Genomic DNA, 24,041 nt, shown 5'->3' with positions numbered 1-24,041 from the left:
ACACCGAATACAAAAAGAAGAGCACAGCTCCGAATCATACGGAGTGTGCTCTTTTTTTGTTGAAAGGAATTATTGAGACAAGCGTTGTGCAAGCTCATACGTTTCCATATCAAATGCTTTTTTCGTATTTACGACTTTATCGATGTCCGTAAGAACCAGCTCACCTTTAATAATCCCACAGCCTTTATCCGTTTCGCCTGCAATCAAGCTACGCACTGCGAAATCACCCAGACGGCTCGCAAGGTTGCGGTCGAATGGTGTTGGCGTACCACCACGTTGAATGTGTCCGAGAACGGTAACACGCGGCTCATACGTCGGGCAACGTTCCATCAATTCTTTGGCAACGTCTTCTCCCTTACCTACGCCTTCAGCTACGATAATGATACTGTGGCGTTTGCCATGTGCAAAGTTAGCTTTCATACGCTCAGCTACTTCGTCCATATCAAAAGGTACTTCCGGCACCAGGATCGTCTCCGCTCCTGAAGCAAGCCCCGCATGAAGCGCAATATCACCGCAGTGACGGCCCATAACCTCAACAATCGATGAACGTTCATGGGAAGACATCGTGTCACGAAGCTTGTTTACCGCATCAACCACGACGCTTACGGAAGTATCGAATCCGATTGTATAATCGGTGAATGAGATATCATTGTCAATGGTACCTGGCAAACCCATCGTATTAATGCCAAGCTTGCTCAATTTGTTTGCGCCATTATATGAACCGTCTCCGCCAATAACAATGAGACCATCAATACCACGAGCGCGCAAAATGTCTGCTCCTTTTTGCTGGCCTTCTGCGGTATAGAACTCTTTACAACGTGCAGATTGCAGAACGGTTCCCCCGCGCTGAATAATATCCCCAACACTGCGCAGATCCATCGGGAAAATATCATTGTTCAAAAGCCCTTGGTATCCGCGCTGAATACCGAACACTTCCAATCCGTGAAATAGTCCGCTGCGAACAACCGCACGAACAGCCGCGTTCATCCCCTGTGAATCGCCACCACTCGTTAGCACTGCGATTTTCTTTACTGCTGTCATGATGTTTCTTCCTCCTCTAGTTTCACTTCAGGCTCCGCAACAATACACCTGACTTACATATGCTTCCGTATCCACCGACTGAAAATGAAGAAAAACACACGTGTCATTGGACTGTTCTTCATCAAGCGTTTGGACACGACGCGAACTTCATGCTGTTCGCTGACTTTGGGATCAGACAGGTAAATGGCTATCAGTCCTTCAATAATCATCCGGTGAAAAGAAGTTCCCGGAATCTTCTGCACATCACTGCGAGCCATCTCCACAATAAAAGCAATTCGATCCAGCATCATCTCTACATTCTCATAATAATTGCAGAAGTTGAGATCCCCACCGACACGATCCTCATCCTGATCGATCAAATAATCGAGCATGATGTGTAATGCGCATACGTGCGGGAAATAGGCAGTGTGGATCGATACCGCCTGCTCTTCGGTCAGCTGATCGTCACTTGCAGCGAGAAACAGCATAAATACACCCAGAGTAGAGCCCGTAGCAGCGGCAAATTCGTTCCAGCGAAACTGAGGTGTGCGGTGGCGATGCTCCGACCACCATTCGAGCAAAGCCGTCTCTCTCAGTTCCGGTTTGATATGCTTATATACCTGCAGGTCCGTGTATAGGCCTGCCAGATCCTGTATTTGGGGCTTGGCTGACGCATATCCTGGTAGCTGACGAGTGAGCTCCTGACATGTCGTCACCAGATTCCGTAGGTACCCACCGTCATCCTGATCCTCACGGAGCGCATAATAATTGACAGGTGTTGCCTCGGGATCTACCGCATCAAGCATAGATTGATGGAGCAAGCGAAAATCAGCCGGGTCCATCGAGGTGCTGCGGTCACACAGATTGTCCAAATAATCACTTATGGTTTGATACGAAACGATTAGCGGAATAAGAATATGTCTATTGGACATATCCGCTAATGCATAGACAGTTCCACCTTCACAGTGAAATTGCTTATCCCTTAGACTGGCAAGTGCTTGAGTACGTAATTCCTCATTTGGAATGGTCTCTGCCTGAGCACGCCATCCATCCAATGCCTTACGCGTTTCCGGAATGGTGTATTTGTACACCCCTCTCATCAATGCCAGCGGTCCTCGCGGGTACTGATGACGTTTTCGATTTGATTGGCTCAAAATAAATGTGCCTCCACTTTGGTTGAATACGTATTAGAGCGATTTTAACCATTCCTATTATAATATGATCCCCTTAATTGTACAAATGATCTACCGCATAAACCGCGTAAAAAATCGCATCCCCGTTCAAAGCTTTATGATATACTATCCATATTTCTATCCATCAAAGGAGTCGTTGACATGTCGTCAGGTGAACCACTTTCGTGGAGACGGTTATTTTCTTTTTTTGTGCCACTTGGCATCTCCGCCTCTCTAGTTACGATATCACACGTAATCATTAACAGCACACTTGCACGCTCTGCTCATCCAGAGACTGTTATTGCAAGTTATGCCATTGCGGGAAGTTTGCTTACCCTCACGGAGCGTCCCTCCACCTTGCTACGTCAAACCTGTTCCGCCCTGGTGCGTGACCGCCTCTCTTTTCAGGCTCTTACGTTTGTGACCAAAATATTTCTGGCTTGCGTGCTACTCATCGGATTTCTTATTGTGTACTCACCCATTGGTACCGGTGTGTTCAAATATTTATTCGGCGTCAGCCCGGATCTACTAAGCAAAGTGATCGACGTATACGAGATCCTGATGTACGTTAGTATTTTTTCTGTCATCCGTAACATCTACCAAGGCATTATCATCACGAACAATCGAACCAAATGGCTCACCATTGGTATGGTATTCAGGTTAGCAGGTATGTATGGGTTATCCTTGTACTTCATCTACACAGACTCTATTAACAGCGGTCGTGTAGGCGCTATCATCTTTGCTGCGGGAATGATGATTGAAGCTCTGGTTAGCTACTTGGAAGGCAGAAACATTATGAGAAAAATGCCTGCCAAGCTCGAGGATCATCCCGTTGAGAGCAAGGGAGATGTGTATCGCTTTTACAAACCACTGCTATTATCCAGTTTTGTAGCCCTGTTTATAGGTCCTGTCATTAACATTGTTCTTGGTAAAACAACCGGAATCGCGCTGGCTATCTCCTCTTTTGCTGTAGCGAGCAGTCTGATGCAGCTCATGTTAAGCTTTTTTACCTACATTCATCAGATCGTGCTCAACTTCTATCTGATCGATGCCAAACTCGTTAAGAAATTTGCGCTCGTTACCGGTTTTATACCGTTCGCGATGACTGTCTCCATTGCGTATACGCCTTTGGGTCCATGGGTACTCGAAAATATTATGAGCGTTCAAGGCCAGCTGCTGGAGCAAAGTCTCTGGACACTTCGCGCCTTTGTGTTATTTCCGCTGATCTCTCCTTTTCTGGACTTCAGCAATGGTCTCATTCTGCTTCGCGGTCAGACCAAAACGATGTTTCGTTCACAGAGCGCCAATGCGATTTGCACTATTATTGTTCTGCTTGTACTGGTCAGTATTTTCCCGGCGTGGAACGGCATGATCGGTGCAGCCGCCCAGTCGCTTGGTTTGCTTGCTGAGCTTGTTATTGTCTGGCTGGTCATCCGGCGCACGCAAAAAGAACCAACGATGTCCATACCGCCATCTCGCGGCTCTTCATCCTTGAAAGGCTAGTCCATTTGGGAACACATTCATATCATATGATCTATGAAACAAATTATCAGAAGTCTAAATCATGAAATAATCTGAATTAGATTTAAGAACGGAGTCTCTCATCATGAAATCAAGTCATACGGCCCGGCCAGATCAGAACTGGCTCCGGGCACTGATGTTCACCATCTTTGGTTCTACCGCACTGGTAGTATCGTACTTCCAGCTTTACTTCAGCCATCTTGGCTTCAGTCCTGCCGAGATTGGTTACCTGTATGGCATCGGACCGCTCATTTCTGTATTCTCCAATATGTTCTGGAGCATGGCGAGTGATAAATACAAGACCGTACGGAAAGTTATGATCCTACTGCTCGGCGGCCAGCTAATCACTGGAATTCTGCTTGCCAATGCATCAAGCTTTGGCGAAGTGTTTGTCCTTGTAACTCTATTTTACTTTTTCTATTATCCGGTCTACCCACTGTCGGATACGATGGCAATTACAACGGCGAATAAATATGGTCGAAATTTCACGTCCATTCGAGTGTTCGGTTCCATCGGATATGCTTTTTTTGCCCTTAGCATCGGTTATGTCCTTGGCTCTTTTGGTTCCGAATGGACGATGTGGATCTGCATTAGCCTTGCAGCTGTAACCTTACTGATCAGCTTCCAGTTACGGGACCAGCCTGCTGGTAGCAGTAGCAAAATGGATTTATCCGGATTGTGGGCTATCCTGAAACGCCGAGATGTTCTTGCTTTTTTCGGCTGTGTGTTTCTGCTGGCTATGGGTCATCGGATGAACGAAGCCTTTCTGACGATCACACTCAAAGATTTGGGTGCCAGTGAAGGATTAATCGGCTGGTCCCTGCTCATCTCCTCTGTGAGTGAGATTCCGATATTTTTGCTACTAAGCAAATACGGGAACAAATATAAGGAACTCCCACTTCTCACCTTAGCGGCCTTGATGTATACCATTCGATTATTGTTCATGTCTGTCTCGCATACACCAGCAGCCGTTGTTCTTATTCAAACGATGCACAGCGTTACATTCGGTATTTTTTATGTCACTGCGGTTCGTTATATAACCCGACTCGTTCCCGATCATTTTCGAGCAACGGGCATGGCTTTATTTACGATTGTGTGGTCTAGCGCTTCTGGACTTTTAAGTGGAACCTTGGGTGGCTTGTTATTAGAGCTTACAGGACGTCAGACGTTCTATCTTACCGCAATGTCCTTTGCACTAGCTTCATTGATTGGTTTCGGCTTTCAATTGTTACGCACAACAACGCATCGTTCCACATGAGCGCTGAAAACCAAAAAAAGCACAGTCTCCAAATGGGGACTGTGCTTGTGTTTGTGATGTTCAGCTATAATCGATCATTTATAAGAAGTCCGTGAATGACGGAAAAATCTTACAATTTAGTTACGTTAGCTGCTTGAGGACCACGGTTTCCATCAGTGATTTCGAATTCTACCGCTTGACCTTCTTCCAATGTTTTAAAGCCGTCGCCTTGGATTGCGGAGAAATGTACGAATACGTCCTCGCCGCCTTCAACTGAAATAAAGCCATAGCCTTTTTCTGCGTTAAACCATTTAACTGTACCTTTCAAATGAACAACCTCCTAAAAATATCGCCATCTATGGCGAATATCCTTATTATACTGTATGGGCTTCCATTTTGCAATTTATCTTTTCCATAATTGATGAAAAAATTTGCTTTGCATCGTAGTGTACGGTATCATTTTACCAAAACCGTTAGTTTGGAGACTACCTATGATAAAAAAACATGAAATATACAAAACAGACAAGTGGAATATGATGACTGTAGAAGTACAAGGTAAGTATCTCGTTCTGCGGGAAATATCCGAAGAATGGGGCGAAGAATGCCACACATTCCTTAGCCGTCCTGCCTTAATGCATTGGGCCGAGCGTCGTTTCCCGAAAGAGGATTTCGAAAATCGTGAAGAGGAATGGCGTGCACTAATGGCTGCCTTCAAGGGAGTTTAATCGATGCAACTTGATTCAGGCAATGTCGTTATCTTCATTATCCTTGCCTTCGCGCTCGGGTTCGCACTGATCCTGGGACGTAATTCCGTTCCGGATCGTCTAAGAAGAGGAATGGCGCTAATCGCTACATTGCTCGTTTGTTTTGCCTTTTTCCTCATCGTATATTACCTCGTTAACATGGGAGCCTGATACAGAATTCTGAACGTGTTTACACGCGATTCAAGGCTCTCAAATATTTCGGCTGTGCCCAGGTCATACTATACGAAGTTATTAGGGACGAGTGATTCGTATGGTAAGGAGGAAGGCCGTTGAAATATCAGAAATCGTTATCTGTTCTTCTGGCTCTTAGTCTTATTCCTTCGTCTCCTGCTGCACTTGCACAGGAGACGAAGACGGCTATGCCCGTATTTTCAGCACATAATCAAAGGAGGATTCCCATGAGTAAACTATTGAAACGTTCCGAGGTGCCAGCCGAGCATACATGGAAACTGGAAGATTTATTTGCCGATCAGAAGGCTTGGGATCAGGAGTATGAAGAAGTATCTTCTATGATGAAAAAAGCCTCTGAATTCCAAGGCAAATTAAATCAGCCTGACGTCCTTAAAGCCAGCTTCGAATTCGAAGACGAAATCGGGCTCAAGCTTGAACGGCTTTTCGTATATGCTCGCATGCACCAAGATGAAGACACAGCTAATCCTACATATCAAAGCCTGTCCCAAAAAGCTCAGAAACTCGGAGTACGGGTAGGCGAAGCACTTTCCTTTGTCACACCTGAGATTCTTTCTTTACCGGATTCAGAGCTTGACGCCCTTATTAAGAATGAGAGTCTCTCCGCATATACGTTTACCTTGGAAGAGATGAAGCGGGAAAAGGCACATGTATTAAGCCAGGCGGAAGAAGCACTGCTCGCACAAGTTGGCAATCTGTCTCAAGCACCGCAGACCATCTTCAGCATGCTGAACAATGCGGATCTCAAGTTTCCACGGATTAAAGACGAGAATGGCAAAGAAGTCGAATTGACTCACGGCAGCTATATTCAGTTTCTTGAAAACCCAAACCGTGAAGTTCGGGAGCGTGCTTTCAAAGCAGTATATGAAACCTACGCAAAACAGAAAAATACGATCGCCGCAGCACTGAATGCCAACGTAACCAAAAATATGTTTTATGCCAACGTGCGGAAGTACCCTTCTGTCATGGAAATGAACCTGTATGGTGACAACATCCCAACGGATGTGTATAACAACCTGGTAGACACGATTCATGAAAGTCTTCCTCTCTTGCACCGTTATATGGATCTCCGTAAAAAACTGCTGGGTGTGGATCAACTGCATATGTATGATCTGTTCGCCCCGCTTGTAGATGAGTACAAAATGGACATCACCTATGAAGAAGCTAAAAAGACGGTCAAGGAAGGTCTGGCGCCGCTCGGTAAGGAGTATGCAGAAGCTCTTCAAGCTGGTTATGATAACCGCTGGATTGATGTATACGAAAATGAGAACAAACGCTCAGGTGCATATGCTTGGGGTGCTTATGGCACTCACCCGTATGTACTGCTTAACCATAAAGACAATCTGAACAGCATGTTCACATTGGCACACGAGATGGGTCATGCGCTGCATTCCCATTATTCGGATACGACCCTGTCGTATCGTGATGCACAGTATACGATTTTCCTTGCAGAAGTAGCTTCAACGACAAACGAGGCACTGCTCATGGACTACATGTTGAATAAATCAACAGATCCGAAGGAAAAACTGTATTTACTTACGTATTATGCAGATCAGTTCCGGACTACGGTATTCCGTCAAACCATGTTCGCAGAGTTCGAGAAAATTATTCATGAACGCGCTGAACAAGGCGAAGCTCTTACACCACAGTTACTGTCAGAAATTTATTACGATCTCAATGTACAGTACCATGGCAAAAATATGGCCGTTGACAAAGATATCGAGATGGAATGGGCACGTATCCCCCACTTCTATAACAGCTTCTATGTATATAAATACGCTACAGGTTTCTCGGCAGCGACCAGCTTCTCGAAGCAAATTCTGGAAGAGGGCCAGCCTGCAGTCGATCGTTATCTCGGATTCCTGAAGAGCGGTGGAAGTGATTACTCTATCAATATTTTGAAAAAAGCGGGTGTGGATATGTCAACACCGCAGCCTATCCGCGAAGCGATGAGTGTATTCAAAGAATTAATCGAGCAGATGGAACAGTTAACCAAATAAGGTTGCAATCCCCTGTAATCTATATCCCTTGCCCCGGGCGGGCAAGGGATTTTATAATCAAGCGAGATGCAGTACTCTTGAAAAAGGGTAATGCATTCTAGTTCGCATTTGGTTCACAACAAGGAGGCAACATCATGAAAATGCAATGGGCACTTATCGCAGGTCTTGTTTTTGCGCTGCTGACAGGAATTTTTGCAGTCATCAATGTAGATTCTGTTCAGGTTAACCTGCTGTTCAATACGGTTCGGGTTCCATTGATTTTGCTGATTTTAGGCTGTACTTTAATTGGTGGTATCATTGTAGGTTCTTACGGAATTTACCGTCAATATCGACTGCAACGGGAGAATAAACGCCTACATCTGCGTGTAGCTGAATTGGAAGCTTCTGCAGCCAGCGCTACTACACCCGTTTCTTACGATAACATGGATTCCACCCGCTCAACCGAACTTGAACACGATCACCAGCTGCACAACGATTCAATCCAGACTCAGCAAAAAGGCAACAATACAGGTACGTTGTAGAAATCAATCAGAAACAGCCTGCTGGTAGATCGGAATGGACATACATTCCCCCAGACAGGCTGTATTCTATTTGACCTGTACCTGCAAGACAAAGGAGGAAAATATTGATGAGTTTTACTATTGATGAATCTTACGTTCTGTCTTTTTTGAAAAAATTACTGGATACACCCAGTCCAAGCGGATACACCCACCACATTATAGAGATGATTCGCAAGGAAGCGAGTTCCCTGAACATCTCCTGTGAACTGAACAACAAAGGTGGAGCTATGCTCACACTGCCCGGTGAAGATCCTTCCAGAACCATTGCTTTAAGTGCGCATGTAGACACGCTCGGTGCCATGGTGCGGTCCATCACCTCTTACGGCACGTTAAAACTGACCTCTGTTGGCGGTTTTACGATGCATAGCATCGAGAACGAGTATTGCTCCATTCACACTAGAGACGGCAAGGTATATACGGGAACGATTCTTTCTCTGCATCCATCCGTGCACGTATACCCTGATGCTCGTACGTTTGAACGCTCGGAAAATCATATGGAAGTCCGGATTGATGAAGTGGTATCGTCCAAGGAGGATGTATTAAAGCTTGGTATTGGTGTCGGTGACTTTATCTCTTTTGATGCCCGGGCTGTCATTACACCAAGCGGTTACATCAAATCTCGCCATCTCGACGATAAAGCCAGTGTAGCGGCCCTGTTTGGTATTCTTGAATCCGCTCATCGTGAAGGCTGGAAGCCTGTACATAACGTTTCTCTGCTTATCTCAAACTATGAAGAAGTTGGACACGGAGCGGCGTATATTCCGGCAGAGATCAGCGAAATGATTGCTGTGGATATGGGTGCCATGGGTGATGATCTTAGCTGTAAAGAAACGGATGTATCCATCTGTGCAAAAGACTCTTCCGGTCCTTATGACTACGATATGACAAGTCGTCTAATTGAACTGGCCAAACAGGATGGCATGGACTACGTAGTAGACATTTATCCTCAATACGGCTCTGATGGCAGTGCTGCCTTGCGCGGAGGAAACAATATTCGTGCTGCCCTGATTGGCCCAGGCGTTCACGCTTCTCATTCTATGGAGCGCACACACAAAAGCGCGGTAATCAATACAGCCAAGCTACTTGCTGCATACATCACTACGAAGTAAGGAATGACGGTAGATTAGGTTACTTCTTAATTCACAATTACTTTGTTTATTACTTTGATTCAGTTCATTCAGTTAATTTGAGCTTTTCTCAATATTAAAAAGGACACATTCTTTCACCGCATGAACGGCGTGGAAGTTGTGTCCTTTATTATTTGAACCAAGTAGGCACAATAGGTACATCTCATGATCAGGCCTGTTCCACGTACTCTCGATAACGGCGTTCCTGAACCTGAAGCCGGGCTTCGTGATCCTTAATCTCTCCATGTAAAACCTGTATTGTCTGTCGTACCATGCTAAGTCCATGTTTCACCTGTTTCTCGGCACTACGAATTTTATCCTGAATCATCCAATCCACAAAGAAGTTATCAAAGAAATAGTCCGCAAAGGACAGCAGACCGCCCAAATTTAAATCGGCGTTTACCGCCATCTCTACATCTTCTAATTCCTTCTGAAAACGACGCAGACGCTTACCCGCATCCATAATAGCCACTTGTGCATCATCCATACGACTGCGCTTGATATGTGTGGAGATTGCACCTCCACCCATCATGTCATATATCCCCCAATTTCCTGCTGATTCTAAAGCTTTCTCTGCACGTTCAAGCGCATATACCAAGTAATCCCCTTCTCTGAGAGCTTCGTTAAGCTCCTGAAGTTCGCTCGCCAGATGTTCCTGATCTTCGGCCAATTGTTGCAGTTCTTTATCCTGCTTAAGCAGGCTTTGTTCTTTTTTCCCCCATAAAACTAGGTAGTCACTCTCCCAGAACTTATACTGCGATTGTCTTTGAAGCTCTTGCTCAACTTGAACCCGTTGCTCTTGTACATCCTGTAACATTCGGCAAGCTGTATCATAAGCTGACTTGCTCTCCAGCAGCTCAAGCTCTTCTTTCTCCAAACGTTCCGTCTTCTTGCCGATCAGATCATAGAAAAATGAGGCCAAGCTCATGCCGTTCAGCCGATCCACGTCCTTCTGTTCTTTCTGAAGAGCTACGGTGCAATGTTCCACTTTCGCTTCCCACTGCTTCTCCTCCTCTTGGAGCTTATGAAGTCTTTTCGTCCATTTTTCGTAGATTCTTCCTTTTTCCTTAAGCATGGCGAGTTGTTCATTGATTTCATTATTGATCAATTTCACGCTCTCTCCCTTCTATGGAATTCATTACTAATAAAACGTAATAAACAAGGGTAACGTTTCATCATTTATGTTAAATGTTTGGATTCATCTATGTTATTTAAAGCAAAAATGCCTCCTCCAAAGCGGCACTAAGCCGCCTGATGAAGAAAGGCATTGGTATGGTATAGTATGGTTTGTTTGCTTACGTCAACCAAATTAAGATTTGTTTTGCTCAATCTGCTCTGCTAGCTCGTTAAGTACAGTCCAGCGCTCCATCAATTCGTCCAAGTGACGCTCTGCCTCAGCCTGTTCTGCCATTAACTCTTGCAGACGCGCTGAATCGCTAAAGGCAGCTTCCATCTCCTTGTTAATCCGGGCGAGGTTTGCTTCAGCCTTTTCGATATTTTCGTCAATTTGATCGTATTCGCGCTGTTCCTTGAAGCTAAATTTCAATTTAGGTTTTGCCTGCGTTGTAACTGGAGTCGAAGCTTCAACGCTTTTCTCAGTGACCTGTTTCTTGGCTGCACTCGCACCGCTCTCTTGATTCCCGGCGGCATTTTTGAGCATCCATTCCGCATATTCACTATAATCACCTACGTGCACACGTACAGCGCCGTTCCCCTCAAACGCCAGCACTTTGTCCACTGTACGATCAAGGAAGTAACGATCATGGGATACAACAAACACAACCCCCGGAAAATCATCCAGATAATCTTCAAGCACAGCAAGTGTCTGAATATCCAAATCATTAGTCGGCTCATCCAGTAGCAGTACATTCGGAGCAGCCATCAAAATGCGAAGCAGATACAAACGACGTTTCTCTCCGCCCGACAACCTGGCAATCGGTGTCCATTGGGAGGTTGGGTTGAATAAAAAGCGTTCAAGCATCTGTGAAGCGGTGATCAATGAACCATCTGCTGTTTTTATATTTTCAGCCACTTCCTTGATGTATTCGATCACGCGCAACGTTTCATCCATCTCCTGATGTTCTTGAGTAAAATAACCCAGATTCACGGTTGGCCCGAGAACAACTACTCCAGCGTCCGGTTGCAATCGACCTGAAATCATCTGTAGTAAAGTAGACTTACCACTACCATTCGGACCTACAATCCCTACGCGGTCGCCAGGCACAGCAATGTAGTTGAGATCGTTGATCAGCTTGCGGTTGTCAACCGATTTGGAGAGATGTTCAATCTCCAGTATCTTTTTCCCCAGACGCGTAGAACCCACAGACACTTCCAGAGAGCCCGAGCGTTGGACACCCTGCTGATCTTTCAGTTGTTCGAAGCGATCAATTCTCGCTTTTTGTTTTGTAGTCCGTGCTTTAGCTCCGCGGCGAATCCACGCAAGTTCGGTTCGTAACAGATTCTTGCGCTTTTGTTCTGAGGCCGACTCCCGTTCTTCCCGTTCAGCCTTCAGCTCCAGAAACCGCGTATAATTCGCCTCATATCGGAACAAACGCCCGTGATCAAGCTCCAGCATGACATTGGCCACTCGATCCAGGAAGTAACGATCATGCGTGATCATAAGTAATGCGCCACGGCGTTTCTGCAAATACTGCTCCAGCCATACAACAGAATCATTATCGATATGGTTCGTAGGCTCATCGAGAATGAGCAATTCACAAGGATGGATTAACGCGGAAGCAAGCGCAACCCTTTTTCGTTGTCCACCTGACAATGTCCCCATAAGTGCATCGAACTGCTGTATACCCAGCTTGGATAAAATGCTCTTCGCTTCACTCTCCATCTGCCAAAGTTGAAGCTGTTCCATTTGTTGGTTCAGGCGCATCAGACGTTCATTCAAAGCCGTATCTGATGGGTTTAATTCCAGTAGTTCCATCGTTTCCGTGTACTCGCGCACGGTTCTCATCTCGGCACTGTCACCTTCAAACACTTGTTGCAATACGGTGTTGTTCGAATTAAAATCCGGATTCTGCGCCAGAAACTGCACGCGTACATCATTGCCGATGGAAATCTGTCCCTCATCCGCAGGCTCCATACCTGCAATAACGCGCAAAAACGTCGATTTACCGGTGCCGTTTACACCAACAACACCGATTTTATCCTGATCCGCCATACCGAATGAAGCATCCTTAAACAGGATTTTCTCGCCATAACTTTTTGCAATCTGCTCTACGGTCATTATATTCATTGCACGTTACCCACACTTCTCTATAATTTGAAATGCTCTATCCTCTATCAGCTATCCTCAACTACACGATCTTGCATACCAGCTTATACTCGCAGAAAGGAACGGCATCCGTCCAAAAACAGCGCCGCTGCGAAAGCAATTCGTTTGTTAAGATCTTGTTCATTAAACTCTGGATTCAGCATAATATCCATCTTCAGTCGATCCAGAATGCCGATATACGCTTCAGCCAGCAGCACAGGCTCAGGTACACCCGCACTTTCCAGAACCCTGCATACCATGCTCATATACTCGTTCATAAAAGCTTTCATAAACTTCATCAAATCCGGATCATTATTCGGTGCCATGAAAAATAACTTCGTATGATTGCGCCGTTCATAATAATACGTCAGATGTGTCTTGGCGATCGCGCCAAGCTTGTCACCCGTGTTCTCGTGCGCTTGTAATGCATATTCCAGGCGGCTGATAAAACTGTTACAATCCCGCTTGGATACAGCGACAAACAGTTGTTCCTTGCTTTTAAAATATAAATAAATCGTGCCTTTGGCAATGCCAGCTTCATCGGCAATATCGGACATTTTAGTCTCATAGAATCCTTTTGATCCAAATATGCCGTAGGCCGCATCCAAAATCGCCTCCGATTTGTCTCCCTGCACCGTATTCAATCTGTATCCCCTCCCTACAACGCCAAAAGGCTACCTAATCCTATAGCTATACATGCACCAATCACAGAACTGAGCACATTGACCAGATCATTACTCATCCAGGTCCAGCCTCGAGCCTGTATTGTTGGCTGACCACAATGTTCATGAACTTCAACTTCTCGGCCACATACTGTGCAACGATACATCTTTTGCACGGTTGCACCGAGATAGGAATCAGCGAATGCTCCTGCTAGCCCACCGATCAGTCCAACCAGAATCCAGCCAAACCAGGCTGTTTGCTCCAATCCGCTAATCGACGCAAAAGCAAATGCCCCGGTACCAATTACAATACCGCCGAGCGCAGCCGCTGAACTCCCTAACATAGAAACGCCTCCCGAGGCTCCGGGGGTTAACACCTTCCATGTGAGTATAGAGCGAGGGGGCTTGCGACTGAGACTTCCGATTTCGGTTGCCCATGTATCCGAGGTGACCGTTGCCATAACTCCGATAAAAGCATACAGCCACGCTGGATGCGGCATGATCCAGTTGGCCAGACATAACAGCATGCCTATACCGCCATTGGCCATCACTTGCCCGGCATCCCGATTACCTGTCTTGGCATAAGACTTCTCCATCTCCTGCTTGCGATCTTTGCGAAACCTGGAAAGCAGTGTTGACGTGATAAAAAATAACAGCAGTGTGCCAAACCAGAACAGATTGCCTGCCCCGTAATATATCGTACCCATCAGAATTGCAGCAAGGCATCCCGACAGGGTTAGCGATTTCTTTGCATAAGCGGCCCCCGCTACCAGAGAAGCGCACACAGCGCCAATAATCCAATCCATAAGCTCTCCTGCATGTGACATCAATACCTTGCACATGACGTTTATATATTTTTGAAAGTTAATTATACCACGGTTTTACGCCAAAGCAGAAACTGAACATGCGGCTAGACAAAACCTTATTTATTTTTAAGTTTTACTTCAGGTTTCCGAGTTACAATTGATCTAGCTCAAACAACAAAATTAACTGAACTACTTCGATTCAGTTCATAAACAACAACACAAAACAAGGAGCATAATAACGATGAATATAAAAAGAGTTTTTATTCTAGGCACAATGATTGTTACAATGTCTTTCGCTGGTTCTGCATGGAGTAAATCTACCATCTCCCCTATTCCCGAACCCAAATGGTCTATTGTTGATCTGGAGAACAGCAATGAGAATGAAGATGATGATTTGCTTAGTGCACTGAACCAGGCTTCAGAAGAGGAGCTGGCGGAGAAACTGTATCAAGGACATTCACTACGAACAATTGCAGAGGGTAGCGGAGGCGATTTTGCTAAGGCCATTGCCATTCAGATTAAACAGCTTCAGTCACAGCTGGATGAACGCCTTGCTAGCGGAAGTATCAGTTCTGAGCAGCACGCTCTTCAGTCCCTGGAAATTGCAGAGTTGCTCACAGAGAGTGCTAACAAAACATATATCTAGTTCCCGTTTCATTTCAATCTATAAAAACTTCAAGGCAGCGCAACGCAAAAAAAGGAGCGCATAATCACGCTCCTCCTGTTAACACGAATCTATTTTGATTCTGTTTGCGCTCGGTGGCATAAACCTTATGGATTACAGCGTTGATTCAATTACTCCGCTGCCTTGATCGTACATGCTCCTAATGATTCATCCGCCCATGCCAGCTCAAGCACATCTCCAGGCTGCGCAGCACCTACTCCTTCAGGTGTACCTGTAAAAATAATATCTCCCGGCCCCAGGCCATAATGACGACCTACATAATCCACAATATCTTGTAAACTGAAGATCATGTTGACGATATTGCCGCGCTGAACCTGAATGCCGTTCTTCGTCAAGGTGAAATCTTTTTCGAGTAGTGCTACTGCTCCAGGAAATGTCTGAAAGGGTGTGATGGGTGCGGAGTTTTTAAACCCTTTGGCGGCCGTCCACGGGTGTCCCTTTTTCTTAATCACGGTCTGCACATCACGCAACGTAAAATCAATACCAAAAGCATATGCATCGACCAGTTCATCGACACGCACTCCCGGCTTGTAATCCTGACTAATGCGAATGACCAATTCAGCCTCATAATGAACTTCGCCTTTAGAAGCTGGCAATTCTAAACTTTCTCCATTCAATGGCACAACCGCATGAGAAGGCTTCATAAAAATCATCGGTTCATCTGGAACGGCATTACCCAGTTCCTCCGCATGAAGCTTATAATTTCGTCCTACACAATACACATTGCGAATATTCGTCAACATAGAGTTGCAACCACCTTTACTGGATTAATTACTTCGTTCATTGCTTCGTGTATTAGTTCGATTACAGCCTTACAATTAAGGTCTGAAAAAGCGGCTACTCGTCTCCTGAAATGCATCTTCCCAAACATCAGGACGATTCGTACATATCATCACATCCGGGTCGATGGTAGCCAGCTTTTTCATACTTGCCTTGTCATCCACTGTCCACGCCATCACTCGAATGCCGGCAGCATTCATCTCATTCATTAACGCTTTATCTACATTGGTGTATCCGATGGAGAGGAACGTGCAATGCATTTGTTTCAATGCTACAAGCAGATCCCCGGGTTTGGCATCAATGATGAGACCCGTTTCTAGTTCAGGAGCAAGCTTTTTTACTTCAACCAGTGCGGCTGGCTCAAACGATGTGATGACAACATCATGCTGCATATGTCTTTTTCTAATTTCGTGAATCACCGCTGCAGGCAAACCTGGATACATGTCTCCTTGTGTTTTCAATTCGATGTTTAATCGGACTTTGCCACAGGAACGATCCAAGAGTTCACTCAGGGAAGGTATGCGCTCCCCCGTGTAGTTCTTACCTTTCCATGATCCTGCATCCAGTTGTTTCAAGACAGACCAATTGGTATCCTTCACTCGACCTTTACCATTCGTCGTACGCTCCAATGTGAAATCATGAATCACCACAGGCACGCCGTCCCGGGATAGTTGCACATCCAGTTCCATCCACTGGACTTCCGGTCTTTCCATCGCCATATTAAATGCGGCCATCGTGTTCTCTGGTGCAATGGAAGAAAATCCACGATGCGCTACACACAGATTGTTCATTATCATCTCTCCTCAGCAAAACGCTACTTAGTTGGGCACTACAGTTCCATCTGCGTTCACTCGAATACCTGATGACATCTTAGCCATCTGCTCCAGTAGAAGTCGGTTAGCCTCATCAAGCATTGGAACAGCCTGCCCAAGAGCAGCCTCATATGGAATCACCTTCATACTACACACCGCTTCGCGACTGCAACGCGCCTGAAAGACAGCTGTTTTCCACGTTTCTTCATTCGTCGATTTCGTAAAAATAAAATTCCCCGTACTATATGCAATCCATTTGCCTTTATAGTACTCAAGCCCCTGTAAGACATGAGGATGACCGCCAATAATCAGATCGGCTCCCGCATCTACAAACTCGTGCGCAAGCCTCGTTTGATCGGCATTCGGGGTACTTGCACGCTCTTCCCCCCAATGCGCAACGACGATAACCAGATCAGCCTTCTTGCGGGCCGACTGAATGGCTGCGATCGCTCTTGTGGAGTCATACGCTTCCGCTACGCCTGCCCGATTCCCGTCTGCCTTCCAGCTAGCCACAGGAACAACCCGACTGAACCCAAGCAAGGCAATTTTCATGCCTTTGCGCTCAAAATAGGCAGGTTCATAAGCCTCGGTACCATTCATACCCGCGCCAGCATGTGCGATACCGTAATCATTAAGATACGTTAACGTATCGACCAGCCCTTCCACGCCTTGATCCAGAATGTGATTGTTTGCCAGATTAACGGCGTCAAACCCCGCTGCAGACATCGCTTGCAACGCTTTAGGGGAGGATTTGTAAACATAGGTTTTATCCGCAGCGCCCGTACCACCATGGGTCACCGGGGTCTCCAAATTACCAATCGTTAGATCGTCATTCTGAAACATAGAGCCAAGCTTGGCAAAGGGATAATCATATCCGTTCTTCTCCAGCAATTCTGCAACTTTTCCGGAAAATTGAATATCTCCAACAAAATGAATGGTGACATCCTTGGATGAGTCAGATGTTGAGGGGGTTCCCTTATTTCCATCTATCTTACCCGAATTTCCTTTTTCAGTAGTGGTGGCAGGCTTTGTTCCCGTTGTCGGCTTATCACCGCCTGCCCCCGAGGTTTCATCGGTACCCGATTCAGAGCTGTCTACAGCGTCCGGCTCTGCTTTTGGTTTCCCATCTACCGAAGCAGCATCTTTATCCGGTGCTTCAGCTGAATCAGCATCAGACTCGGGCTGGCTCAATGCATTCCCACCCTTATCGTCCGCTCCTGAAGGCGGCTCCTGTTGCACAACCTCTGAATTAGCAGGTTGGGACGGTTGCTGTTCACGTGTGTTCAAGAGGTAATATAAGCCGATAAGACCAATGGCTACAATTAATATTACATTTACAATCCTGATTTTTGTATTACGGGTTCGTCTTACTTTTTTCTTTTCTGAGCTTCGCTGTGATCTTGGGGGATACATAAGCAACTCCTCTTCTTAACAATAGATCCATATGCATACCATTATATCAAGCATATTCTGGATGTACATCCTATAAAAAAGGCCGTCTCTTCTGTAGATGTTGCTACATTGGAGACGGCGGATCTATAATTCATACTTTTAGTTCGTCGAACTCAGCTGTGCGGAGGCCTGTATGGACATTTCTTTCGCTTGTCTGATACAGTCCGGTAACCCCACACCCTCATAACCAGCCCCTGCAATGTAAACACCCGGAATTTTTTCTCCAAGCTCTTTACGAAGGTTAGCGAGATGCTGAAGATGGCCGACAGGATACTGCGGCATCGATTTACGCAATCTAGTAATCTCGGAGAAGATCGGAGTTGCTTCAATACCCATCGTTTCTCTCAGATCTTTCATGACTAACTCCGTAAGTGCCTCATCGGGAAGCTCCACATTCTGTTCGTCTCCAGAGCGGCCAACGTAACAACGAAGCAATACTTTGTCGTCCGGGCTAGTATGAAGCCACTTGGTAGATGTCCACGTGCAGGCCGTAATATTACGTCCCTCTTTTCGTGGCACCAGGAACCCTGATCCGTCGAAGACATGTTCCACTTCTTTTTTCTCAAAAGCCAGAACGACGTTAGCAACAGATACATAATTGATTGCATCCAGCGCCGATGTGTCCACATGCGGTTTTAGAAGCCCAGAAGCCACATAGGTCGGCACGGTGATCACAACGTCATCTGCTTCCAAAAATTGTCCGTTATCGAGTTCAACCCGATATCTGGCTTTCTGTGCATCCACACGCTCCAAGGATTGGGCGGCTGTATTCAAACGCTGATCCACATCATGAAGCTCATGTACAAGCGCATGCACAAGACTTTGCAACCCCTGACGGAAGTTCAGAAACGCACTCCGTTTGGTGCCTGTATGTGTCTCGGTCGGTTTGCGTCCTGTCATCATGCCTCGGATTAAGCTGCCATAATCCCGCTCCACCTCTCCGAACTGCGGGAAGGTCGCTTGTAGGCTGAGCTTTCGCATATCTCCTGCATATATACCAGCCAGAAGTGGCTCAGTCAGGTTTTCCAGCACTTCCGGGCCAAGCCTGCGCTCAATCATATAACCGAGAGATTCATCCTCTGTTGTACGCTTAGGCGGAATAATAAAATCCATCAGTGCTCGCAACTTGCCTGCCGGAGAGACCAGCCCACTTCTCAGAAAAGGTTTCAGTTCTGTCGGGATGCCTAACACCAGACCCGCTGGCATGGGATGAAGCTTACCACGCTGCATAATGTATGTTTTCTTCGACTCCGGGTTTTGGCTGACGAGTTCATGATCCATCTCCAGTTCCTTTGCCAGATCAATCATCGCTGTTTTGCGAGCCAGGAAAGAGTCAGGACCTTTCTCGATTACAAATCCGTCCCGATGCAACGTTTCGATCATGCCGCCCATAGACGAACTCTTCTCAAGCAAGGTAATCGCAGGTTCAAAACCAGCTTCCCTGTAATGCTTGCGGATATAAAATGCCGCGCTGAGGCCCGTCAGGCCCCCGCCGACAATAACAACACGTCTTTTCTTGTCTTCCATTAGTTATCAGACCCTTGCTGCCATTGGCTAATAATAGAGTCGCTCAATGTCTCCATGTACAACGGGTCACTATTAAGCGAATCGATGCGCATCAATCGCATGTCCATTTCTTTAGCAATCGCTTTGGCTTCAATGTCGAGATCATACAACACTTCCAGATGGTCTGAAACAAAGCCAATCGGAGCCACAAGTACATCTTCCACTTGTTCGCGCGAAAGCTCTTGGAGTGTGTCCAGGATGTCTGGGCCGAGCCAAGGCTCAGCAGTTCGTCCAGCACTTTGCCAAGTGAACTGCCAGTTCGCAATCCCCACTCGGGAAGCGATGGCCTCGGAAGTTTCCAGCAATTGATTCGGATAAGGATCTCCCATGTCAACAATACGGGCGGGCAGACTGTGAGCGCTGAATAGCACTTTCACATCTCCACGCTTCGCACCCGCTTCCTCAAATGCATCAAGCTTGGCACTTACTCGCGTAGAAAGAGCCTGAATAAGCTTCGGATGCAAATGATAACTTTCGATGAAGGACATCTGGATACCAAGTTCTTCGGCTTTTTCTCGTGCACGTTTGATGTAACTGCCCACACTCATGGTGGAGAAATGAGGCGCAAGCACAATGCCAATAGCGGTCTGAATGCCATCTTTCGCCATCTGTTCCACCCCATCCTCAATAAAAGGATAAGCGTGTTTCAATCCTTGATAACAGCGGAATTCAACCTCGCCGCGACGCTCATCCTTTTGCAACGTCTCCTGAAGGTTTTTCACCTGGTTATCCGTGTTCTCACGTAGCGGGAAAACACCGCCAACAATTGCTTCATAGCGATCTGTCAGCTCTTTCAGTTGTTCCGGCTCAGGCGGACGCCCTCTGCGGATATGCGTGTAATACGCCTCAACACTTTCCATATTTTCAGGTGTGCCATATGACATCACCAGAACGCCTATTGTATTAGTCATTACTTACCGTCACTCCCGTCTTCAAAGCTTCTGTTGAATATTCATGAATATATGCTGTGAGTTCTTTTAATTTATCAAGAGAAGCTTCAGGGAACAATCCATGTCCCAGATTGAAAATATAACCCGGGTCCTTGATCCCTTCATCTATGATTACTTTTGCCTGTTCTTTAATTAACTCCATTGGCGCAGTCAGAATGTACGGATCCAGATTACCCTGCACCGCAAATTTACCGCCCAAGCGCCTACGTCCTTCTGATATGGAAACTCTCCAGTCCAGTCCGATGACATTCGCCTGCAAATCCTGCAGGGTTGGCAACAACTCACCCGATGCCACACCAGGGAAATAGATTTTCGGTACATTCAAATCGGATAATTCGGTAAAGATACGAGTAATCGTTGGCAGCACGTACGTTTTGAAATCTTTGGGAGAGAGCGCCCCTACCCAGCTGTCAAACAACTGAAATGCCTTACCGCCATTCGCGATATGAGCACGAATATATGTAATGACCATATCGCCAAGCTTCTGCATCAGTTTGTGCCACACTTCCGGCTCACTGTACATCATCGTTTTGGTTCGAATATATCCTTTGGAAGGTTGACCTTCGATCAGATAACTTGCAATCGTAAACGGAGCCCCTGCAAATGTAATTAGCGGAACGTCAAGTTCCTTGTCCAGAATGCGAATGGTTTCCAGAATGTGAGACAAGTCCCCTTCCACGTCAATGGGGCGCAGACGATCTACATCGGCAGCCGAACGAATGGGGTTATCAATCACCGGACCTATATTTTTTACAATGTCAAAATCAATGCCAAGTGAAGCAACCGGATTCATAATATCGGAATACAAAATAGCCGCATCCACACCCAGTTTACGTACAGGCATTAGCGTAACTTCAGCCGCCAGCTCAGGTTGCTGACATATTTCAAGCAAGGAGTACTTTTCTTTAATTTTGCGATATTCAGGATCGTAACGTCCAGCCTGACGCATATACCATACCGGCACACGGTCAACCTGCTGTTTGAAACTTGCCCGAATCAGTCGATCATTATAGCTCATGTAAGAAGCCTCCAATAGTTTTTGGACTCATAACTACCATTATGCCCTTTTTAAACAGCCGTAACAACTATATGGGGATGTGTTCCAAGTGACAATACTATGACATTCGTTACACCCCTCATGGATATGCCATTTGTGATATACTAAAAGAATCGCTTTTTTTGAGAGTTACAGAAAAATCTTTGAAAGGAAGTGAAAGCACTTTGAAAACGTGGAAAGTCAACCTCATTGTGCTTTGGTTTGGACAATTTCTGGTCAATGCAGGCATGACCATGATCACACCTTTTCTATCGCTGTTCCTTGCCAGAGATCTGGGCGTTGTAGGTGAGCACGAAATTGGAATTTGGGCCGGATTTATTTTTGCAGCCAATTTCCTCACCTCTTTTTTGTTCCAGCCGCTCTGGGGCAAGTTGTCGGATAAATACGGACGCAAAATTATGTTGCTTCGCTCCGGTTTCGGTATGGCTGTTGTTATCGCATTGATGGGTCTCGTGCAAAACCCTTGGCAACTTCTCTTATTACGGTTGCTGAACGGAACCATCTCCGGCTTCAACCCTGCAGCTGTTGCTCTGATCTCAGGCACAACGCCGAAGGATCGTATGGGATTTGCGATGGGGATCAGCCAGTCCGGTCAGGTGGCAGGTACGATTTTGGGTCCACTTATTGGCGGATTGCTTGCAGATGCGGTGGGGTTCCGTCCTATTTTCTACATTACAGGTGGGCTCATCTTTGCAGCTTCCATGCTTGCAATGTTCCTCGTAAGAGAGACGTTCGACCGTGAAAAAGCTGCAAAATTGCCAGATCAATCGGTATTATCTGGATTGAAGGAGCTCAGCAAATCACCTCAGCTACCGGCACTCTTTGCTGTGACGTTCCTGTTGCAATTTGCGATGATCAGTCCAATGTCACTCTTGCCCATATATGTACAAAAACTGCATGGAACCGCAGTTGACGTGGCCTTCTGGGCAGGTATGGTTGGTGCAGTTACAGGGATATCCAATATGGCGATGTCTCCGGTACTCGGAAAACTCAGTGACCGGATCGGATCACACCGCGTCCTGACTTTTTCACTGATCGGAACCGGACTCATGCTTATTCCGCAAGCTTTTGTGCAAACGGTGTGGCAACTCATTCTTGTTCGCTTTATGATGGGGATATTTATGGGCGGCTTGCTTCCAAGCGTAAATGCGCTAATTAGGGGGTATTCGCCAGATAGCATGATCAGCCGGGCATTCAGCTTTAACACAAGCACACTTGCTCTCGGTAATATGCTGGGCGCAGTCATTGGCGGATTCCTCGCTGGTTTCATCGGTATTGAGGGCCTGTTTATCGTATCCGGCGGCCTACTATTACTCAATATGGTATGGGTCCGATTCAAACTTTACAAAACACCTGTCCGCATTAAAGAATCGAAGACAACTTAAATTTTCTAACGGAAATAAACAGCAAAAGCCGCTTCAGTGCCATGACTTGATATGCTCCCATCATAGTAGACAGTAGAAAAAACAAAACTTTCTACGTCTACTATGATGGGAGTTTTTTTAATGTCTAAACGAAGTCAGGTGTCCCTTGAAGCGAAACTACGTGCAGTGAAGCAGTGCCTTGGGTTGGGGTCTAGTCCAAACCAGGAAGCCAAGCAATTAGGATGTAGTGCGTATACGATCAGGCAATGGATATGGAAATATAAAGAAGAGGGCTTGTCCGGATTAGTGGAATCAAGAACAAAGCATGCATACTCCAACGAGCTTAAACAAGCTGCCGTGCAGGATGTATTATCTGGACGTTCCTCCATAGAAAAGGCAATCCAAACCTATCATATTTCAAGCCGAAGCGTTTTATCGAGATGGATTTCCAAGTATACTGGGGAGATCGTATGGAAAAACACCCTTCAAGGTAAAGGACGATCTCACATGAAAAATGGACGTAAAACCACATTCGAGGAACGAATCGAAATTGTAAAATATATCCTCTCACATGAACTGGACTATCAGAAAGCGACTGAGAAGTATGATGTGTCTTATTCGCAAGTATATGCATGGGTTCGGAAATATCAAGCAGGTCAAGAAGAGGCTCTCCAAGATCGTCGGGGGCGTAAAAAGCCTGTAGAAGAACTGAGCGAGCAGGAACAACTTAAACTGCGGATCAAGGAACTGGAAGCCCGAAATGAATACCTGGAGATGGAGAATGCCTTCGCAAAAAAGTTGGCAGAGATCGGGTGACGAAAACCACGTTAACCCTGGTCAGGCATGTAGAACGGTATCAAGCGATACAAGAACTACACCGTGAAAAGGGATACGCTATTGCGGCATTATGTTTGTTAGCTGATGTAGCACGATCTTCCTATTACAAATGGTTAAAATGGATACCTTCTGCCAGAGAACGTGAAGTGCGTATGCTGGCTAAAGAAGTGAAGCGTCGTTATGACAAGCGAGATGGAATTTTGGGCTATCGTCAA

The 24,041-nt window shown here is 46.0% G+C and carries 23 protein-coding genes and 1 pseudogene; 11 read left to right on the top strand and 13 right to left on the bottom strand.

All coding sequences use genetic code 11. The features are described from left to right. Positions 1-69 precede the first annotated feature (69 nt). Complete coding sequence (pfkA, locus tag BLQ13_RS26710; RefSeq protein WP_090924724.1) at positions 70-1,041, bottom strand: 6-phosphofructokinase; 972 nt, start codon at positions 1,039-1,041, stop codon at positions 70-72. A 53-nt stretch (positions 1,042-1,094) separates the two neighbouring features. Further along, a complete protein-coding gene (locus tag BLQ13_RS26705; RefSeq protein ID WP_186809557.1) occupies positions 1,095-2,174 on the bottom strand; it encodes a tetraprenyl-beta-curcumene synthase family protein in 1,080 nt (359 codons plus the stop codon). Between the two features lie 180 nt (positions 2,175-2,354). Here BLQ13_RS26705 and BLQ13_RS26700 point away from each other — a divergent pair, with 180 nt between their 5' ends. Both BLQ13_RS26700 and BLQ13_RS26695 read left to right on the top strand, forming a co-directional pair. Then, complete coding sequence (locus BLQ13_RS26700) at positions 2,355-3,695, top strand: polysaccharide biosynthesis protein (RefSeq protein ID WP_090924723.1); 1,341 nt, start codon at positions 2,355-2,357, stop codon at positions 3,693-3,695. A 103-nt stretch (positions 3,696-3,798) separates the two neighbouring features. After that, positions 3,799-4,971 (top strand): MFS transporter, encoded by a 1,173-nt coding sequence (locus BLQ13_RS26695; RefSeq protein ID WP_090924722.1) that lies wholly within the window; start codon positions 3,799-3,801, stop codon positions 4,969-4,971. A gap of 109 nt (positions 4,972-5,080) precedes the next feature. On the opposite strand, the gene BLQ13_RS26690 is transcribed toward BLQ13_RS26695, so the two are convergent. Further along, positions 5,081-5,278, bottom strand: coding sequence for a cold shock domain-containing protein (locus BLQ13_RS26690; protein WP_056700251.1), 198 nt, complete (start codon positions 5,276-5,278; stop codon positions 5,081-5,083). A 163-nt stretch (positions 5,279-5,441) separates the two neighbouring features. Between BLQ13_RS26690 and BLQ13_RS26685 the strand changes: the two genes are divergently transcribed. The 5 genes from BLQ13_RS26685 (at position 5,442) to BLQ13_RS26665 (ending at position 9,572) form a co-directional block, all read left to right on the top strand. After that, entirely contained in the window at positions 5,442-5,675 is a 234-nt protein-coding gene (locus BLQ13_RS26685) for a hypothetical protein (RefSeq protein ID WP_090924721.1), read from the top strand. Positions 5,676-5,678: 3 nt separating this feature from the next. Beyond that, a complete protein-coding gene (locus tag BLQ13_RS26680) occupies positions 5,679-5,864 on the top strand; it encodes a hypothetical protein (RefSeq protein WP_090924720.1) in 186 nt (61 codons plus the stop codon). A gap of 248 nt (positions 5,865-6,112) precedes the next feature. Next, positions 6,113-7,903, top strand: a complete 1,791-nt coding sequence (gene pepF / locus BLQ13_RS26675) for an oligoendopeptidase F (RefSeq protein WP_090924756.1) — start codon at positions 6,113-6,115, stop codon at positions 7,901-7,903. 134 nt (positions 7,904-8,037) lie between these two features. After that, the gene (locus BLQ13_RS26670; RefSeq protein ID WP_090924719.1) at positions 8,038-8,424 is read left to right on the top strand and encodes a LapA family protein; all 387 of its coding nucleotides are present in this window, start codon (positions 8,038-8,040) and stop codon (positions 8,422-8,424) included. Positions 8,425-8,531: 107 nt separating this feature from the next. Next, positions 8,532-9,572, top strand: coding sequence for a M42 family metallopeptidase (locus BLQ13_RS26665; RefSeq protein ID WP_090924718.1), 1,041 nt, complete (start codon positions 8,532-8,534; stop codon positions 9,570-9,572). A 187-nt stretch (positions 9,573-9,759) separates the two neighbouring features. On the opposite strand, the gene BLQ13_RS26660 is transcribed toward BLQ13_RS26665, so the two are convergent. The 4 genes from BLQ13_RS26660 to BLQ13_RS26645 all read right to left on the bottom strand — a co-directional run bounded on the left by BLQ13_RS26660 (position 9,760) and on the right by BLQ13_RS26645 (position 14,323). After that, entirely contained in the window at positions 9,760-10,704 is a 945-nt protein-coding gene (locus tag BLQ13_RS26660) for a hypothetical protein (RefSeq protein ID WP_090924717.1), read from the bottom strand. 195 nt (positions 10,705-10,899) lie between these two features. Continuing rightward, positions 10,900-12,837 (bottom strand): ABC-F family ATP-binding cassette domain-containing protein, encoded by a 1,938-nt coding sequence (locus BLQ13_RS26655; protein ID WP_090924716.1) that lies wholly within the window; start codon positions 12,835-12,837, stop codon positions 10,900-10,902. An 83-nt stretch (positions 12,838-12,920) separates the two neighbouring features. Continuing rightward, on the bottom strand, positions 12,921-13,499 hold the full coding sequence (locus BLQ13_RS26650; protein WP_090924715.1) for a TetR/AcrR family transcriptional regulator: 579 nt from the start codon (positions 13,497-13,499) through the stop codon (positions 12,921-12,923). A 14-nt stretch (positions 13,500-13,513) separates the two neighbouring features. Then, positions 13,514-14,323, bottom strand: coding sequence for a DUF92 domain-containing protein (locus BLQ13_RS26645; protein WP_090924714.1), 810 nt, complete (start codon positions 14,321-14,323; stop codon positions 13,514-13,516). A gap of 241 nt (positions 14,324-14,564) precedes the next feature. On the opposite strand from BLQ13_RS26645, the gene BLQ13_RS26640 reads away from it, so the two are divergent. Continuing rightward, a complete protein-coding gene (locus BLQ13_RS26640; RefSeq protein WP_090924713.1) occupies positions 14,565-14,969 on the top strand; it encodes a hypothetical protein in 405 nt (134 codons plus the stop codon). A 149-nt stretch (positions 14,970-15,118) separates the two neighbouring features. Here BLQ13_RS26640 and BLQ13_RS26635 read toward each other — a convergent pair whose 3' ends face one another. From BLQ13_RS26635 to hemE, 6 genes are all read right to left on the bottom strand, one after another. Next, positions 15,119-15,751 carry a fumarylacetoacetate hydrolase family protein gene (locus BLQ13_RS26635; protein ID WP_090924712.1) on the bottom strand — a complete coding sequence of 211 codons (633 nt, stop codon included), beginning with the start codon at positions 15,749-15,751 and terminating at the stop codon, positions 15,119-15,121. Positions 15,752-15,826: 75 nt separating this feature from the next. Then, a complete protein-coding gene (locus BLQ13_RS26630) occupies positions 15,827-16,579 on the bottom strand; it encodes a glycerophosphodiester phosphodiesterase (protein WP_090924711.1) in 753 nt (250 codons plus the stop codon). A 27-nt stretch (positions 16,580-16,606) separates the two neighbouring features. After that, on the bottom strand, positions 16,607-18,013 hold the full coding sequence (locus BLQ13_RS26625) for a CapA family protein (protein ID WP_090924710.1): 1,407 nt from the start codon (positions 18,011-18,013) through the stop codon (positions 16,607-16,609). A 138-nt stretch (positions 18,014-18,151) separates the two neighbouring features. Beyond that, the gene (gene hemY, locus BLQ13_RS26620) at positions 18,152-19,579 is read right to left on the bottom strand and encodes a protoporphyrinogen oxidase (RefSeq protein ID WP_090924709.1); all 1,428 of its coding nucleotides are present in this window, start codon (positions 19,577-19,579) and stop codon (positions 18,152-18,154) included. After that, positions 19,579-20,529 carry a ferrochelatase gene (gene hemH / locus BLQ13_RS26615; RefSeq protein ID WP_090924708.1) on the bottom strand — a complete coding sequence of 317 codons (951 nt, stop codon included), beginning with the start codon at positions 20,527-20,529 and terminating at the stop codon, positions 19,579-19,581. Before hemH ends, hemY begins: the two co-directional genes overlap by 1 nt. Further along, complete coding sequence (gene hemE / locus BLQ13_RS26610; RefSeq protein WP_090924707.1) at positions 20,522-21,586, bottom strand: uroporphyrinogen decarboxylase; 1,065 nt, start codon at positions 21,584-21,586, stop codon at positions 20,522-20,524. Before hemE ends, hemH begins: the two co-directional genes overlap by 8 nt. Positions 21,587-21,789: 203 nt before the next feature. Here hemE and BLQ13_RS26605 point away from each other — a divergent pair, with 203 nt between their 5' ends. The 3 genes and pseudogenes from BLQ13_RS26605 to BLQ13_RS26595 form a co-directional block, all read left to right on the top strand. After that, positions 21,790-23,010 (top strand): MFS transporter, encoded by a 1,221-nt coding sequence (locus tag BLQ13_RS26605; protein WP_090924706.1) that lies wholly within the window; start codon positions 21,790-21,792, stop codon positions 23,008-23,010. Between the two features lie 120 nt (positions 23,011-23,130). After that, on the top strand, positions 23,131-23,805 hold the full coding sequence (locus BLQ13_RS26600) for a helix-turn-helix domain-containing protein (protein ID WP_167375853.1): 675 nt from the start codon (positions 23,131-23,133) through the stop codon (positions 23,803-23,805). Continuing rightward, positions 23,802-24,041: pseudogene (locus tag BLQ13_RS26595) on the top strand (IS3 family transposase); the annotation flags it as partial. The gene BLQ13_RS26600 and the pseudogene BLQ13_RS26595, both read left to right, overlap by 4 nt.

Source organism: Paenibacillus polysaccharolyticus, assembly GCF_900102085.1.
GTDB classification, from domain to species: domain Bacteria; phylum Bacillota; class Bacilli; order Paenibacillales; family Paenibacillaceae; genus Paenibacillus; species Paenibacillus polysaccharolyticus.
This window is presented reverse-complemented; position numbering and strand designations above follow the sequence as displayed.